The sequence below is a fragment of the Chryseobacterium pyrolae genome (genome assembly GCF_025153485.1).
Classification (GTDB): Bacteria; Bacteroidota; Bacteroidia; order Flavobacteriales; family Weeksellaceae; genus Chryseobacterium; species Chryseobacterium antibioticum.
Genome location: NZ_JANZQH010000008.1, coordinates 135,037 through 154,479, shown reverse-complemented (window position 1 = coordinate 154,479; position 19,443 = coordinate 135,037). Strand labels below are relative to the sequence as shown.

Below are 19,443 nucleotides of genomic sequence, written 5' to 3'. Positions count from 1 at the left end.
ATCAACCTATTCACATTTCCAGATCAATCAGTTTCTAACAATCGGAATCTTAACAAAGCTATCGTTGTACCATTTCACTTTTAATGGTTCTTTGGCATCTTTAATGGTTTCTTCGCTTACTGTTTTTCCTGTTCCGTAGTTAAGTTCAGAAAACGGATTTTTATTTACATTTAGGTAGATCACCAGTCGGCTGCCCTTACTTAACTGTTTGCTTACCAAATGGGTATTGGAGAATGGAATTGTTTCGATTTCATTGGGTCTCAGCAATTTCCTTTTGGTAATATCCGTGGAGTAACTTGCGCGCCCAATAAAATAAGACAGATGAAAATATTCTCCATTTGGCATTAACTCATACAATGTCACGCCGATATCCATATCCTTTTTATTGATGCTGGCTTTGATTTCTCCTAAAAACGATCCATTGATTAGCATGGGTTCTTTTAAAGGTTCACTGATGAAATTAAATCCGTTAGCAGTATCAATTTCCTTTCGAATAATAGGTTCCGGATAATAATCATTATTTGTTATTTCTCTGTTTGCAAAATCTACCTCTTGTGTTAAATAGCTTCTTTTAAGGGGCTTTTGTGAATTTAGAGAGTAGAATTTCCCTGATTTATTATCTGTGAGGTACAGGGTTAAAAAACCATTATTCATTTTATCAAGAGATGGAGCACTTCGCCATTCATTGGTGCCCATTACCTGATAGTTAATTTTATCTTTTAAAATGTCGGGTTTAGTCCCATTCTTTAAAATATAATCAAACCACTGATACGTAATTTTATTGATATCAAACAACGCAACAGGATCTACTTTATACTCGTACAGAGTGGCTTCTCCCCCACTTTGGGTTCCAAAATGCCCATAGGGTCCTATAATTAAATAAGCAGGTGTTTCAGGGCTATACTTTTGAAGTTCTCTCAAATAATATAAACCTGAACTCTGCCCGTCATTATAGTAACCGTCAAACGCCAAAACGGGTATTTTTATTTGGGCGAAATCTTTTTTATAGGGTGTCATTTTTTGCCAATAATGATCAAAAGAAGGATGGCTGATCCATCGTTGAAACCATTTGTTTGGGACACCGTCTATACTGTCTAATTTCTTATATGCGACTCCTGTTTCCCACCATGTATTCTGCATTTTTCTAAAACGCTGTCTGTCATTTCCGGCTATGGTATCCAGAGATTTATTATTTCCAACGTAAAATGCCCATTCATAATTGGGGTTAACAAAAATATTATTTTCTACAGGTAAGCCCTGGCCCGGTCTGGCCGCTACATAAGGTACAATTGTTTTAAGAGCCGGATGCAGGGTTTTGCAGGCTGCCCACTGTGTAAATCCATTATAACTTCCTCCATACATCCCAACACTTCCATTAGACCATTTCTGTTTACTGATCCAATCAATGACATCATACGTATCATTTGCATCATTCTCATAGGGAAGTATTTCGTCCTGACTGAATCTTTTTCCTCTAGCATAGGCAATAACTCCTATATAACCATTATCTACAGATCGCTTTAATGATACCATATCGCGGCCTTTATCTCTAACATAAATTGTTGATTGAAGTATAACTGGTGCAGGTTTTTCATCTCCTTTTTTACGGACTACGATTAAAGATAAAGTGGCCCCATCTCTGGTTTTTACAGAAACACTATCCTGAATATTGTAAATACTTTTTAGATCTTCCGCTTTTGCTTTTTTTGTTTGTTGGGCTGGACAATAGAAAAATGCCAGAAATAGAATGATGAAATTCAACAATATTTTCATGGGTTAATTTTAGTTTATTTCGGTTGGTTGAGCTATCCGGTATCTTATGCCTTTACGCTGAATAACCAGCTTAATTTCACCGGCTAATATAATGCTTATTCACTAAGCATAATGAGTTATTTTACATTATAATTTAATTCATTATTTTGATATTTTAAACTATACAAAACATCCTGAAAACAAGTAGTTCTGATATTTATCCTCAGATATTTTATAAGCAGCTAAGGAGAATTTGTCGATTTCTATCAAAAATATTCTGTGAGGTTTACACCAATGAAGACTTTACATCATTACAATTTACAAATTTTTACACGGAGAACTTTGAATAATTTGAGATCATACAACCATACCTGCTAAACCTATCTAAAATAATGTCTTGATTCTAAACAGATAACCACCTACGTATAAATACGTAATTCATAATTCAGGTATTTTCACTTAACAGGGTATTATTTTATTTTATTTACTTTGAATTGTTCTTTAATGAAGCTTCTCATACTATAAAAGGCGAATTTGAAAAGTCTGATTATAAAACGGAATAGAAAAAGAGAGAAGACCAGATAGATTTCAGATAAGATAGAATTGAGGTTAAAAATGAAATCCTTTATCCTGTAGTAACATTACATTTTTTCAAAAATATTTTTATAACCTTAAAAACCAATAATTATGGCATCACAAAACCCGGTAATCAACCAAAACGGAACGGCCAGCATTAAATCAGGTCAATTTTGCACCTGGAACACAGCAAACGGCACAAACGCGACTATTACTATTGCTAACTCCAGCAGAAGCAACGTACTGAAATTCGCTATTTCAGGAGCACCCGCAAGCGGTATTATTGTAGACGATCCTAGTCAGCCAAGATCAGTTTTCGATGGAGTTTACTCTTTAAAACCTAATTCTCCTAACGTTGTAGTTACTGCTTTTGGTGATTTTGGAGGCTCAACAGTCACTATCACCAACATCACTAATGCTCAAAATGATGCTGAGGCAACTATTCAGTGTCAAACCAGCTAAGTGCAGCTTTAAACTTCACTTTCAGATCCTTTTATTAATTATTCTTGGTCATACCCTGGCAATGGGTCAGGGTGTGATCAGGTCTAAAGCTGATACCGTATCGCTTTCCCGTTTTGAATATGCACAAAAAATGACCAATAACGGAAGCGATTGTATCTGTTCGATCACCAATACCAGTCAGGCTAATATAGCTATGACCGTTTTGACCGGTGCCCCTGATGCTATCCAGCTGGACAGCGCGGAAATTTTCAATGGTATACATTCTTTAAAGCCCGGCCAACAAGTAATTGCTGTAGGCAACTTTGCAGGCAAGCAAATCACGGTATTAAATCTGTCACTGATGGATGTTGTGATTCTTGTTATGCTCTTCTGCCCTGGTTAAAGTATTCACAACCTATAATTATTCTTATGGCACCATCCGAAACAGAGATCATATTCAGCAATGAAAACTCAGGAAATCCTGCACTCTATATTTCTAATCAGGTAGGACAACATTGGACCGCTTTATTGCTTCCTGAGGGATCTTCTTATACTGACCCTACCATCAGCCTGCAGGCGGCAACACAACAACAGGTCTATTTCCTGTTTACACAAACAGCCCCCTCCGATATAAAGAACTTTATCGATAACTACAGGCCTTACCTGTTGACCTTCCGGCAGAATGTGACGGCCAACCTCACGACAGCATGGTTAAGCAGCCCGGAACAAAAACCCTCCACTCAGAATACAACGGTCCTCAACTTCGCAAAATTTGGCACCAGCGCGCCTTTTGTCGTGGGACAACCATTTAACGTAACTATCGGCAGTGGCTTCGGGACGCTCTCCATCCAGAACAATACCGTAATGCAGCTACAACCGGATGAAAATCCTAATGCCTTACGCCTCACATGGACACCTGGCAACCCCAATATGACCTTTGCCAATAAAGTATTAGGTACCAGCTCTATGTTCAGAAGCGACATTACGATTCCTTTCAGCGGCCCGGGTACGGGCTCCTTCCGTTTTTTGCTTGGTCTGAATATGAACCTGGACTTTAAGGGATACGGTCTGCAAAACAACTATTACTATGGTGACAGCACAGCACCTTCTTACTTTGCCTATCCCATACTGCAGACAGGCAGTACCAATGATTATCTCCTTACCCAGACTGAAATCGATCTCCTTGACGTAGCCAATAATGGAGGACTGAATACCTATTTCGCCATTACAGGCCAAATCTATAATGCGAATACTGGTAAAACAAGAGCAGCCAGCCTGCCCAGTTATTATGCCATCAATACCGGCTACCCTCTTACTTTATGGCCCGCAGTGGACATGGTGGATTCAGGAGCACCGGTCAATAATCTTTTTCCGGCAGACAACAGTGCACGCTTTGTCATCTCCCCGCAGGATGCTGCAGGGATCAAATCATATTATCTTTCGCCGGAGGGTGATTTTTACCTCGATCCCGGCGCATCGCAAGCTGCCTTTGCCGATGAAAACGGACAGTACAGCTTACTCCCCGGCCTTTCTGGTACAGAAGTGGTTTCATTTACTCCCTATAAAAACAACGCCGGCACTATAACCGGCGACACCATACGTTTTACCTCAAAACAGGCTGCCTTTGCGGCCAACTTTCCCGGTCAGGAAGTATCCCTGGCCAACCCCGGCACTGACAAACCCGTACTCGACAGCACTTATCTGACAGCATGGGCCAATATCGTTGCCGCCACACCCGGCAATGTGCAATATGCCTCACAGCCTCAGGGTGCTTCTTTGTACGCTAAAGATCATGGGGTGGCATCGCCCGGCAATAATATCACCGGATTCCTCGGCTTTTACGAACCTTCAGTAGATATGCCTCAAACCACTGGTTTTGCGGTACCCATGGCGCCTTATCTAGGTGTAAACCCTGTACCTCCACCCAGTGCTGATGGTATCGGCACATTTGAATCCAAAGTACTCAGCGCGGAAAGAAAAACATTGATATCTGCTGCTTTCACTACACCACACAGCAGTAAAAGTAAGGCCAAAAGAGCCATGGCCAAAACTGCAGCTACAGACTATACAGCCTCGACCACTCCACAGGGCCTGGTGGCCAATGTGAACAACAACGGAAACTGGAGTTTACTGAACCTGGCACAGAATACTGTCAACAGCGGTTTACCTGAATACCTCAACCCTGAAGGACAAACTCCGGCAACACCTCCACAATACCAGCTCAGCCTCATTAACCTGATGCCGGAAATGCAAAGCGCCTTCCTTACCAACCAGCAATTTCTGGTGGTGACTAATAATCAGTATCTGGGTGATTTGTTTTCAACCATGAATACACCTGGTGGTGGCTCAAGCAGTCAGCCTGTGTTCAACAATAAAATGTCCATTGAAGACTGGCCGTTTGATCTGAACGTAGGCACCAGCAATACCTACGCCGATTACAATAATGTATTGATCTTTAAATTCTGCAAAGGCTCCATCATCGACCGGGTAAAAAATCCCAAAGAATGGACCCAGGCGAATGCATTTAACATAGATAAAAACAACACCGATGCCGCCGCTGCTTATAACCAGTTGGTTGCAGTGTCATCCTGGCTCCAGACTTATCTTGAAGCAGCCGAAGATTCTTACAATGCGGCACTGGCCGATCCTGCTTCCGGTCAGCTGGAATATTATCAGAAGTTTCACACCATCATCAATGATCCCAATTGGAATGGTATTCTGGCTTTGAAAGCAACGATCGATTTACAGGAATTCCCGCAGCAGTTAAAAGGATTGATCAGCGGTATCAATCTTAAGAACTTCTACGCACATCATTTCGGAATAGAAGTGAACAGAGTGGATGCCGGTGGCGTGATCACCATGGATCCCGTCAGTTCGCTGTTTGGACTGATCAATTATGTTGATCCCGCTTATGCCCAGCAGATATCACAGGGACTGAACCCCAATAAGCCGGTACAGCCTGCCGCCGGAGCTACTTACGATTTCAAAGTATTATTCCTCCAGGTATTGTTTGAAAATACCGCTATCAAGGACTTTGCCAGTAAGTTACAGCTCACCATGAACAATTTGTTCTCCGATAAAGTGACCAGCACCAACAACCCATACGGTTCGAATAGTTTGAATACTGTAGTACTGAATGGTACTTATCAGGATCATAATGGTACACCGGTATATGTTTTCGACAACAAAGACGATAATCTGTTCTACTTTGACAGTAACCTGCTGACCAATGTAGAGATCACCAAAATACAGTTCAATACACTCACAACAGATCCTGCAGCACTCGACATACAATCGAGGTTTACCATGTGGGGTTATCTCAATTTCGATACAATGACAGCTCCACCGGTTAATGAAGGTGATCCAGCCTATCCGTTGGATGCCTTTTCCTTTGGTATTGCATTGAATGATGGTACCCTGCAACACGGGCTCAATTACAGTAATCTGTATGTGAACATGGCTTTTAATCTCAATACGCCAACAGTGACCACCTATGCTTTTGATGCCTCGCAGATTGCGTTCAACTCATCACAAAGCAACGCCAGGGCCAACAGTCTTTATCCCAATTTTGCTTTACAGATCAATAAGCTGCTGAGTGGCAATGACGATTCAACACCATCAGGTCAGGGCTATTTAAAGCTCTCCTTACCCGGCATCAATGCCACAGGAATTACAGGTGATTGGTATGGCTTGCAGATGACCCTTAATATGGGATCACCGGGTGAGTTAGCCAGCAGTGTAGGTTTTAATGCCAGCTTGCTCATAGCATGGAGTCCCGGCTCCAAAAGTGCTTCTCCCGGCTATAACGCCTTTGTGGGGATCAAGCTGCCTGGTACTGCAAGCAACGCCAAGCTGCTGAGCATACAAGGTGTATTGAAGCTGGCTATCGATAAGCTGAGCCTGCAATATGTTGTTGACCAGCAATCTTACCTGCTCACCCTGTCCAATATTGCTTTGAAATTGCTGGGTATCCTGAAACTACCACCGGGCGGAAATACCGACTTTCTGTTGTTTGGTAATCCTAATCCCGGAGCTACAGCCAAAAGTCTGGGCTGGTATGCCGCCTATAACAAAAATGTATAAACCTGTTGTTATAAACCTAAAAACCTATGTCTTATGGCCCGTATCTTATATTGGAACATTGAAAAGTTCGGAATCAACAAAATAAATGAACCCAGAGCCAAGCGGAAACGGGACGGAACTCTTACGATTCCGCCGCCGCAAGCCGGTTACAGGAGAGAGGTGATTCGTACAACACTTATCCAGAATACACCCGATATTTTTGTGGTGGTAGAAACATCTACGGGCACAGGCACTCCTGGCACGCTGATCACAGCAGGCGGAGAAACAGGCAGCCTGTTTTTGCTACAACAGTTAAGGATCTGGTTTCCCGCACCGAATGACTGGCGACTTGTTCCTCCACTCAGGTTAGGACAAGGCAATGTACAGGAAGGTATTTCCGTATTTTATAACCATGCCAATGTACAGTTCACAGGTCCATGGGGCTGGCAGGGCGGAGCTAATCCCTCTGATTCAGTGGCTAATATCGGAGCGGGAAATCTTGTTAATTACGGAATTAACTGGGCAGGTGCTCTTCCTTTGGGTAATGCACCCGGCGGAGGAAACCTGATTAATCCTGGAATACCCTATCGCCATCTGGCGGGCCAATGGCAGTTCCGCGGACCTGTGGTAGGCGGTGTAGCACCGGTACTGGATTTTCCCAATGCTTTTAACAGAACTCCTTTTTTAACGACATTCTGGGAACCTGCAAATGGAGGAAGGACAATCAAATTGCTTTCCTTTCATGCCTCTCCCAAAAAACAACAGTCGGCAGACGGTACCACCCAGCTTTCCTATATCCAGGAAATGACGACCAACCTTGCTGTCAATGAAGTGGGCGTGATCGTCGGGGACTTTAATGTGGATATTTTTAACACCCATTTCGAGCCTATTGCTTATGATCGGTTACTTAATAACCTTCCTGGAGGTGTCGGCTATACGCGCCAGATCAACCCCACACCCAATGTATGGCCGGACAAAGGCTATGTATGCACCATGATCAGATCACACAACAGTGCAAGACCGTGGCAGACCAACGGATATCCCGGTTATGAGTATGTGATCCAGGATACTTTCTCGAGTGTGGATAATATACTGACCCGATATGGCGGAGGAACAGCTGTTGGACCCGCTACGAATATCACCATTGTGAACCGGGTGACTGGCACGACGTATAACCGGGATGCACCGCCGATAGTGGGCGCACCACCGGGAAGCCTGGTATACAATTCTGCTATGGCTTTGAATGCAGGAATGCCTGCAGCAGGATTACCTTCCGCTTTAGCACTTCCACCGGCAGGTCCCGGAGGACATGGCGGTTATGTTAGAGGCAATATAGGGGCTATGACCACTTTTGTTGGCTGGAACAATTACCGAAGGGTCAGAAGTACAAGTGACCATATGGGATTAATTGTAGACGTTTAACCGAATATTATTTTTATTATGAGCTTATCCAAATTAGCTGCTACCTTCAGGAGCCAGGCCGCTGCCAATAATAACAACATTACTATTAATGCAGCATCTTTTACCGATTCGGACCTGATCCCTCAGGCTGGGCTGGACGATCTTTTGTCCAAAAGCTACAAGCTGCCTGCTGATTCGTTTCTGTTAATCGACACCTCCGGTACTTCTATACCTGAGCCTGTGGGAAACACACTGACGATTAGCAACGCAACGGCGGCCATACTTAATGTAGAAAAGACTAATACTTCCGTCACCCTGACCGTTACAACGAATGATGCGGATGAAGTTCAGTTTACCATACAGATCAATCTCTCCAACTGGGTATTTGCCACAAGCTGGGAATATATGACAGGAGGTGTATTTGACAATCTTCCCTACACCTCGCCTTCCTTTGTTTTCAGTACGCAGGAATTACCTGCTTTCAAATGGCTACAAAAAAATATTTCTTTAACAGAAGGACAGAACTTTGCAGCGCTTATTACACTGACCAAATGGCTGCAGCCTGTCGTGAATTTCTTTACTTCCTGGACCTCATCCACACAACTGGCTCTTGTGGGAAGTATAGATCCGTCGCAGGTCAACAACGAAGATATCGTTTATCCTGATCTGGATCTTTTTGTCAATGTAGATGCCACTCTAATATCATTGGGATTTCTGAAAGTAAGCAACCCTGGCATTGGGTTTCAGATTAAAACCGAAGAAGAAATAATTCCCACAGAACCGGAAGATGAAGGAAATGCATTGCGTCTTGAATACGAAACGGATGATGGGTTGATGCCAGCAGCAGGTGAGACGGAAAAAGTACAGACGCCTATACTCTACTTCCGCTTATTACTGGCGGCTGGCGATGCTATTGTATTGAATTTCAGTGCGGCTGTTGAATCGGGATCATCCTCGTTTATGCTCAATGTAGCTTCCGAACCGGACAAACCACTTACCCCGCTCAGTTTATTTGGACTGATGGCCGGGCAGAACTGGTTTCAGACCATACCACCTACTTTACAACAGTACCTCAACAGTATTGCTTTCAAAGGATTTAATACCTCTCTGGATTTCAGCAATGGACTGAGTATAACCAGCGTATCAGCCTATATAGGATCGAACGGCGCATGGACGCTTTTCGACAATTTTGTTATTGAGCAATTCGATGTGAACTGGGTCATCATCGGTCCGGGCACGACTAATGCACAAAGTTTATATTTCAGCGCCAGAGTCAACTTCTTCCCTACTATATTTGTGGGAGGTTTCGATGTAGAAATTACTTCAGATCTGACGCTTTCTGCTGCCTTTACGGGATCGGTTACATTTAACAATTTATTATCGGCCATTACGGGAGGAACTATTAACATTCCTGAAAATTTATTGCTGGTTGAATTTACCGCTTTCGGTATCAATATGGATATCAACAGCAAGTATTACGAGTTTTATGCCAATGCCAATATTGACATTAATTTCATCACGAATGTTTCGGTAACTGATGGCACCCTAAGACTGACTTCTTCCTCACCCGCAAGCGGCACCGGTCCAAGTATATTTACAGCCCACGTATCAGGATTATTTGCCATTGGCAGCCTGCAGCTCAATACGGATGTGAATTACAATTCATCTGACGGATGGGACTTAAGTCTGGCTATGCCTGAAGGCAGTAATTTAAATCTGGGTGAACTCATTAAGCAATTATTCCAGACCATCAGTCTGCCTACCAGCTTCCTTCCCGACAGCTTAAATATTACACAATTCTCGCTGAATGCCACCATTCCAAGCGGAACAGGAAAAAGCAGCTATGAAGTAAAAGGAGGTCTGCAATGGATCTTTAATTTCCCGATTATCGATCAGAAAATCAATATCATCGCCAATCTCTGGCTGAAATATGAAGCGGCAAGCAATGATTCTGCCACCGGAAAATACTCCGGCGGTGTATTGGGCAGTGTCACTCTGGACTACTTCAATGCCACCGTTGGCATCAGCTATAATTTCTCCGAGAACAACCAGCAACTCGCGATTACCTGGGAAGGTTTTACCGCCATGTATGATATAAGCGGACAAAGCCGAACCATTGTTTTCTCGATTAAAAACTGGACTTTGGGTGGATTGATCACTTCTTTCATGAAGATGCTGTTCAACCCGACATTTGAACTCGATGCTCCATGGGATATACTGAACAAAATAAGTCTGGACGGATTCTCGGTGACTTACAATCTCGACACCAAAGATATTAAGGTTACCTACAAACTGCCTAAAACGCTTAACCTTGTATTCATCAATATTAACGGCATCAACCTTACCAAAACCGAGAAAGGGGTATTCATTACCTTCGACGGTAGTTCCGTGGTGCCTTCTATCAACGACAGTAACCTGTTCAAACCTTCCACCGGCGGACAGGACATTCAGAAAATGCCGGAAGTACCGGGACAAGGCAACCAGTATTTCGATCTGCGTCTACTGGCCATGGGTCAGCACGTAGAATTGGTCAATCCAGCCCAATACAATTCAATAAAAGATGTAACCAAGGCCATGCAGGAAGCCTTTACCGAGCCTAAACCGGGCACTGTGCCTATAGGACCGGGTTCAGGCAACACCCTGCTGCAGTTCAATGAGGACAGCAACTGGCTGATCGCCACCAATTTTGGTATACTGAATGCAGGCACCAAGGATAAACCAGTATGGACGCTGGATATGCAGGTCGTGTTTAATGATCCTAACCTGTACGGACTACGCATCGCAATGGCAGGCGGAAAAGCCAAGATATTCGAAGGTCTCGATTTTGAGATCATGTATAAAAAGATCTCAGACTCTATCGGGGTCTATCAAATAGATCTGACGCTGCCTAATGCCTTGCGTTATCTGCAGTTTGGTGCGGTTAATATCACGCTGCCTTCCATCGGTATTGAAATTTACACCAATGGTGATTTCATGGTGGATATCGGATTCCCTCATAATATGGACTTCTCCCGCTCGTTCACCCTGCAGGCCATTGTGCCACCGGGTATCCCTGCTATGGGATCAGGAGGTCTATATTTCGGCAAACTCAGCAGCGCCACGACCAATAAAGTTCCTAAAACCAATTACGGAAACTTTAATCCGGTGATCGTATTTGGGATCGGTTTGCAGGTAGGTGTGGGCTATAGCGTAAATTACGGTATACTCAATGCCGGTTTCAGCATCACCATGTTTGGTATCATTGAAGGGGTGATAGCCGCTTACTATCCTTACAGCGGAGCTCTACAGGAAAGCAATAAAGAACAGGTAGAAACCTCCTATTATTATTATCTGCAGGGCACCATCGGAATTATTGGTAAATTATACGGTTCCATAGACTTCGGGATCATATCGGCCAGTGTCAATATTACGGTTATGGTGTATGCACAGGCTACTTTTGAAGCCTATAACAAAATACCACTGGCTATTGTAGCTTCAGTGGATGTCAGGGTTTCTGCTAAGCTGAATCTTGGTATTTTTTCCATTACCATTCACTTTACCTTTACCGCCAAAATCCGCTTTGACCTTACCATTGGTACAGACCAGACCGCCAAAGCACCTTGGAACAACAATCTTGGAGCGCCACATGCTGCTGCCCGATTATCTGCACCTGCGGCTACTGTACGTATTGCACCTGTCCGCAAGGCAACACCGATTGATGGTGCTTTGCCCGTTGAATTTGCAACCATTGATGCATTTGAAGCAACAGAGGAAATCTGGCCTGATCAAATGGTGATACGCCGTTCTCCGCATATGCCTATCAACTACAGTTCTGTATTGACAGCAACTTCTGCGGACAGCCTGCCTACATTGAATCTGTATTTTGTGCCTCATTTAACTATATCAGGACCTGAAAATGGTAACCTGAAAGACCAGACCGCACAATATGTAGCGACCCTGTTCACCGATGCACCTGATCCATCAGGTGACGGCAGTGGAACTACGACTTCTTTTGAATATTTATGCGCTGACTTCTTCCGTTGGTTGGTACTGAACTATATTGATCATACCCCATCACAATCTGCCCGTGCAGAAGTAGATACGGAAGGTATTTCAAAAGCGGATCTGGATGCTTTGATCGCCTTCCTGTCCAGCGAAAGCAATCCTTTCCCTATACCAACCAATGATCTGCTCAGCTTCCTGCAAAACAGCTTCCAGGCAGTAAACGTTCAACTGCTGGAAGACAATCTGACCGCAGCAGCCATCTTCCCTATGTTCTTTGATCTTGAACTAAAGGTGCCTGATATCTCATTGGATATCCAGTTTAATAATTATAATATGGCTACGCAGGAATATCTTTCCGTAGTGAAAGAATGGTTCAATGAGCTGGCTGTAAAAGTACAGGAAGAAACAGCGACCACTGCTCGATTTGCAGTATCCGATCCGCAGCAATGGAGTATGTCTACTTTTGTTTTCGAAGATTATTTCGTACTGTTAGGCAAGCAGCTGGCAGGCTATGCATCTGATGCGATGGATAACTTTACCTATCGCCTCAGCAATGGCAACAGCTTATCTGCTATGGTGAACTGGGCTAATGGTATTAGTGTAGACGGAACAAGCAATCAGGTCAATGTACAGGACATTGCTACGGCTAATCAGACTCATCCGCTTACCGGCAATAATCCGGTAGTAATAACAGGTATCATGTATGATATTGCAGATGGCGATACCTTCACGTCTGTGGCTGCCATTTATGCCATTACAGCAACCATGCTGATCACGGAGAACGCAGCTGTACCAGGATTATTGGTTCCTCAAACGCTTACCTATAAAGGCAATTCCTATAATGTACAGGCTACCGATACCATCAATTCAGTAGCTACTGGATTAAAAACAACGGTAAGCGATCTTGCCGCTGATACCAACTTCCAGAATACGACAGTACTCATGATGGGCAGCTGGCTGATCATTGGAGCTGCTATCTATACTGCTAAGAACGAAGACACCTTTAAAGGTATCTGCACGGACGTATACAAAAACCTCGACGTAAGTGCCTTGTTGATGCAAAACCAGATAACACCAGGATTATTCATTGCAGGTAACGGCTTTGAATACAACACTACCCTATATACCATTGTACCGGGCGATACGCTTACCAGCATGGCAGCCGCTATTTCAATATCAGCAAATGCTACGGTTACCCCTCAGGATCTCGCGGGTAACTTACAGGTACAAGCCCTGCAAGTCCAACCGCTGGGTCAGGTATTGGTGCAACCGTTTATCCATACTACCGTTACCTTCACCGATGCAGCTGAAGCCGACACGCTAGATACATTAGCACAGCAATATAATACCACAGCAGCCCTGCTGGCTACCAATTATGCCAACCAGCAGCAAGACAAATTCTTCTATGACGGCGAAGGATATACCAATGCCAATATTCCGGGTCTGCAATACCTTACTGTAGGCAGTATTCTGGAATACTTTACTGATAATAATTCTTATGGACAACTGTCAGGTATGGTATCGCGGTATCAATTACATGGTATGCGTCTGCCTACTACCCTTCCGGGGCTTACGCTTTCTGAAGGTTCACCTTGTACCGGTTCCAATTGCGCCCTGTATGCACTGACCGGTCAGGAATTTGCCCTGCCTGCTACAATACCTGCCGACTTCTCGATACAGCTCATCAACAATTCTTTAAGCTGGCTGCAGTTCAACGGAAAAACAATGAAGGAAGAAGATGGCAATACACTCGATATAACATTAACATCTGAAGATCTTAACCAGATCAGTACCCTGCTTACCTATGCACAGGAAACAGGTATACAACCGGATGTACTGGAACTGGCTCCTATGCAGCCTTTCAATCTGCAGGCGGTACAATATACCTTCCAGACTACTACAAAATGGCAGACATCAGGAACGTTGAATTTACCTTACGGATCTCCGGGAGACCAAAGTAATATATCGCCTCTGATCTGGCAGTTCCCTTCCGGTCTGCTCAACCAACTGGCCCTGCCTAAAGAGCAAGGCTCAGCGTTCAGTGTTCAGATAGGACAGTACGATGCCGCCAAAGGTGTGATGGATTACTGGCCATCCTCTTACTACGGATGGAGTACGATGGTAGATATAGAGCTTAAACTTCTTAATACCGATTCTACAGCTTCTGTAAATGCTTACAGCTATGAACTTCTGGGGGCCAGCGAGGCTGATGCAACTATTCTACAAAGACTGTTGCTGGCATTAGATCCAAAATCAGTCAACAATAACACCGATAAAATCGTTGATATACAATGGCTGTATGAAGGCTCAGACGGATTATTGTCCGTTGGCATGGAGCATATGAAAACATTTATCGTACAAGCCAACTTGTCTACTGAAACCAATCCTGATACCTCCCTGAAAATGGCGGCAAGAGAGGAAGCTGAAGTAGCACCGACCACAGGTGTACTGAACAGTATCTACGATTTCATCCGCCTGCTATGGGAATGCAGCATTACCCGTTCAGGAGGTTATTACCTGATGTACAACGAAACTGAAGGCAATACAGGTTTCCCTTCCAGTGTATTCGGTAAGGGGGATACAGCCAATGTCCGTCTGCTGGTAACTTACAGCAGCCAGTACAACAACAAGCCAACCGATTATATGACCTGCGCCGTAACAGGTGATAAGATCGATGCGAACTCCTGCGTGGTCTATGCACAAAGCGAAATGCAGGAAGGATTGTCATACCATGTTAACACTCCTGATGATACCATTGATAGCATTACGGCCCGCTTCAATATACTGCCTGCCGAACTGGTAGAGCTGAATAAAAAAGTAACCCTCAACACTAAAGTAGATGTAACAAATCCTGCACAATATCCTGTACCTGTTATCACCTTTAACGGATTGATATGTGAAGTTGGAACCAACGGTCCCGGTAATTCATTGAACTCTATTTCAGCCTACTATGAAGTGGATGCAACAGCCATACAGCAACTTAACCCTGGTATCAGCGATTGGAACAACCTTCCGCTTTGGCAGCTCATCCTATTACCTCAAGTACAATATACCATCGGCGGTAAGGCAGGTGCAACCTTCGAAACCATTGCTGCCTATTACTTTATAGACATGGCTGCTATGGCCTGGGCTGCAAGGGATGTCGTGAACATCTTTGTGAATCCTACCACGCTTAGCATCAACGATCAGATCCTGCATAAGGTAACCGCTGTACAGCAAGGTACTGCCGGTTTCGATCTGAACCGTACGAATCCTAACCCTGATCCGGATAAACAACCTAAAGTAACGGATCCGGATTATGCCGAAGTATACCTCAACAATATGTACAATCTGCTCAGCTATCAGGTAGTAGAGAACAGCTGGTTTACAGAAAGTATTGTAGGTTTACCTGCAGGACCTGCCAAGCCACAGACACAGGACGATGTGCTGGGTAAAACAGACGACAGCAACGGTGACGACGATCTGATATGGTATTACAACCAGGTGGTACCTATTGCCAAGTTCGCTAAACCTAATGCTTTTATGAGCTATCCGGCCGGCTATCCGCAGGAAGATGATAACCCTTACCGTGGTATCGGTCATCCGGTGCAGGTACATTTTGATTGGGTAGATTATTATGGCAACGTAACAGTGACCCCATTCAGTGATCCGCAGCTGGATCCTGCTACACCGGTTAATAATCCTCCTATCCAGACAGGTTATGTGGATGAATTGAAAGGATTAGGTAAATGGCCAAGTGTGGAACTGAGTTATTTATTTGACCTCGGTACCGATAATCAACCGGAACTGAAGCTGGGATTCAACTTCAATACACAACGCTATAACGAATTGCCGGATGTACTGGCAGATCAGCAACAGGACTGGAAACAGAATGCCGCCAATGATTTACTGACCTACACCAATGTATATTATCAACTGACCCAGTTAAATCCGGTAGATGGTAAGAATACATTAACTGTTACACTCAGTACTTCGCTTACACCTGGCAAGGCCACCGATCTTTCCGGAGACCAATTCAACCAGTTACTGCAGTTTGTAAAAGATATTTACACTTATTTATCGGCTCGCAGCCAGGGAAATCAGGGTACGGCTCCGGTCATGAACCCGCTCACCAGTCCGGTTAATGTAGCTGATATTGATACCCATTCCATTTTGCAGCTCACTGTCAATCTTGATTTTTACCGAGACCTGCAGTATGTGAACACGGACTTTAAAGACAGCAATTTGGTCACCTGCGCTCTTACGCAGGTGAAGCCGAAAACGATGTCCACAACAGCACAGGACGGCACTGATCCGCAGTACAGCCTGAATGAGTTTGCTGCCTTGTTTGAAGCTACCTTCTTAAGTGTTGACAATTACGAACTGAAGATCGCCATAGGTACGAATGCAGCAACAGCAGGCGGTGTCAATAACCAGGCTGTGTTTGTAGTCCGCATGGGCTTAAAATCCGGCCAGGGTATTTACTGGCATGTCAACCAGGCGGGTACTTATCAGTTGACGGCTGACTCTATTGCACAGCTGACAACAGATGGCGTACCAGCCGATGTTACCAGTGCCATCCATACTTTGGTAGGCACCCTGTATGACAGTAGAGATCTGTTTGACACTGCTTTGCAGCAACAACTGACAGCTGAACAGTTTAATCAGTACCGCATCAACATCTATACGTACAGCTTACTGAATGCTGTATTCTATGCACCTAAGCCATTGGCCACAAGCCTTGTTTCTAAAGGTGGTGTACCCATATGTGATTATCTAACAGGCCAGGGTCTGGATTGCAGCAAAGGCGAAGTACAGACTTTTACCAGCATAGATATGGATAATTGGGGCGCACAGTCCCTGAATGCCATCGATGTATTCCTGAGTGCAGACTACGCTATACCTGCTTTCCTTGTGGATCAGTTGAAATCGGATGAGGAAAAAGCCTGGCTGGAAACACAGGGCATAGATGCCACTACTTACCTGCAGGCCATCACCAATGCTAAGACTAAACTAGCCGGAGCCATTTCTTCGGAAGTGGAACCAATACTTACAGCACCTTATGTTTCATCCGTCCCGGGTGACAATACCAGTCTTGACAATGCGAAAGATAAATTCGAGCAGCAACTGCTCAACCAGCTTGGTAATGCCTACACCGTCAATGCTCTGGTACAATTTGAAGTAACGGCCGAATCAGACTTTGTGGCATCCGGCAACTATCAAACACCGCCGCGCCTGTATGGTACGCCGGTGATCGGTAACAAAACAGATGGCGAAGCAAAAGAATACAGCATCTCCACCTCCAAGATACAGTTGAATGAAAAAGATGCCATCGATAAGGATTCCTTCCTTACTTTCAGCTTTACCACTAAAAATGCGAAGGAATTTACCAGCGTAGACCTGGATATCACTTATGTAGTCACCCATGTGGAATGCGACATCAGTGAAGTAGCAGGCATCAACGGTTACAAGGGTTCTAACTGGCTTACCTTTATTATACCTGCTGATGTAAGCAGTAATACCGGCAGCACGCTTAAGGCAGCCTCTGTTGCCTCATCTCTGCAGCAAAGCTTAGGTAACGTAGATATACCTGTAGTGCTGCGCAACTACCCTACACCACCTACATTGACCACACAAACAGGCAAAGGCGTGTCTGTGGAAGGCGATACCACCAAAACGCGTCTGGCCAAAGCATCCGAATGGGACTTTTCGTATTCGTATACCGAAGATCAGGCTGCGCAGGATAAGATATTTTCTGATATTGAGTTCAATATGATTCCGAATCCTTCCGTAAAAATGTTCGGAGCACCTTCCCGCGACCTCTTCAGTGACCTGGCTCAGTTTGTAACCGTATGGCCGCAGGTATTGGACGATTTCAACCGTTATCTGAAATTGATTAATGCTCAATCAGACAGCAGTGATACTAATCTGGCCAATGCTTATTATGCATTACAAACAATGGTCACTTTGTCCAATAACCTTGCTATTGCCTGGAGCGAATTCAACAGTCTGCTTTTCGGGAACCCTAACAGCAATGGTACTGCCCGAGCCTACGATTTCATCATCCGCCAGACTGATGATACTGATTTCGGCAACCGCTTACTGGTAACTATCGTGCCTGCGGTTGATATGTCTTCTGATGATCTGTTGCTGTACCGTGGTACTAAAGCTGTGTTGGAAGCAGATGTGCCACAAACCCCTTACGTGACGATTGATCATTATACGAAAGTGAATGCCACCGATAAGAAAGGCGTGCCTATTCCTAATGCGTATTGGTATCAGGCGGAAGATAAAACCTATCTGTCATGGGAAGAATCCTTCAACATTCCATCCCGCAATGTCAACGTAGATTCACTGAATGTGCTACAGTTCCAATATGCGTGGGCAGGCTTGTCTATTATACGTAATGAAGACCTCGTTCCTTATAATCCGACAGTGAGCGACTTTATATACCGCACACCGTTAGTAAGGTTTTCTAATAAACTGATCCCATTACTCAGCAATGATGATACCTTTGACATTGCCCGAATTAATAATGATACGGGACTGAACCTTCCGCTTGCCCAGCAATTAGCCAACTTCTTCAGCACATTCTTTACGTATGATGAATTGGCAGAGCAATTGGTGAAGCTCAGCATATCATGGAATTATCCTTTACTGGCAGCTTCAGGAGACCTATTGCCTGCTATAGAATTACCCGTACTGCTTGCAGCACCATTCACTTTTGAAATACCGACAGATTATGAGATTCCTGCGGGAGGATGCCAACCATCCTTCAGCGACTCCGACCCGTTTGTTTGCCGTCTGGCCAATACGCTTAAAACATGGTACAGCCAGCACAAGCCTGTCAACAACGAGGCCTGGTTCCAGATTGATATAGCGGTCTTCTCATCTCTCAGCGAAAGCAAACTGCCGTTGATAGAGCTTAAAAATATCGTACTATATTATAAGAATATTACAGATATAAATGCGTGACAATATATATAACAGACAGAAATTATGGTTATTGAATCTTGTAAAGTGTACGAGTCAAGTAAATTCAGTTCTTATAAAAATTTTTGTAAGAACTGGAAAAACTATATGGCAATAATCATCAAAAACTTTTTACAGCTATTCATTCCCTTTTTTAATAAAAAGAAAAAAACAATTATAACTCCCTTTCAAAGAAATTTATATTCCATAAAGATCTTAGGTATTGTTTTGAATAAACTTTCAAATTTTGAGTATTTACAAAATTTTATTTTTAAA

General features: G+C 43.9%; 6 protein-coding genes. 5 read left to right on the top strand and 1 reads right to left on the bottom strand.

The genetic code is table 11. The features are described 5' to 3' along the window. Positions 1-27: 27 nt before the first annotated feature. Positions 28-1,773, bottom strand: a complete 1,746-nt coding sequence (locus NZD88_RS16550) for a CocE/NonD family hydrolase (RefSeq protein WP_259830591.1) — start codon at positions 1,771-1,773, stop codon at positions 28-30. 666 nt (positions 1,774-2,439) lie between these two features. Between NZD88_RS16550 and NZD88_RS16545 the strand changes: the two genes are divergently transcribed. Genes NZD88_RS16545 through NZD88_RS16525 form a run of 5 tightly spaced genes read left to right on the top strand, consistent with a single transcriptional unit; the run spans position 2,440 to position 19,170 of the window. Beyond that, positions 2,440-2,790: a hypothetical protein gene (locus NZD88_RS16545; protein WP_169233265.1), complete on the top strand. Its 351-nt coding sequence runs from the start codon at positions 2,440-2,442 to the stop codon at positions 2,788-2,790. Continuing rightward, complete coding sequence (locus NZD88_RS16540; RefSeq protein WP_259830589.1) at positions 2,756-3,172, top strand: hypothetical protein; 417 nt, start codon at positions 2,756-2,758, stop codon at positions 3,170-3,172. Before NZD88_RS16545 ends, NZD88_RS16540 begins: the two co-directional genes overlap by 35 nt. A gap of 26 nt (positions 3,173-3,198) precedes the next feature. After that, positions 3,199-6,852 carry a hypothetical protein gene (locus NZD88_RS16535; RefSeq protein ID WP_259830588.1) on the top strand — a complete coding sequence of 1,218 codons (3,654 nt, stop codon included), beginning with the start codon at positions 3,199-3,201 and terminating at the stop codon, positions 6,850-6,852. 33 nt (positions 6,853-6,885) lie between these two features. After that, complete coding sequence (locus NZD88_RS16530; RefSeq protein ID WP_259830587.1) at positions 6,886-8,253, top strand: hypothetical protein; 1,368 nt, start codon at positions 6,886-6,888, stop codon at positions 8,251-8,253. An 18-nt stretch (positions 8,254-8,271) separates the two neighbouring features. Then, positions 8,272-19,170, top strand: a complete 10,899-nt coding sequence (locus NZD88_RS16525; RefSeq protein WP_259830586.1) for a hypothetical protein — start codon at positions 8,272-8,274, stop codon at positions 19,168-19,170. Positions 19,171-19,443: the final 273 nt, after the last annotated feature.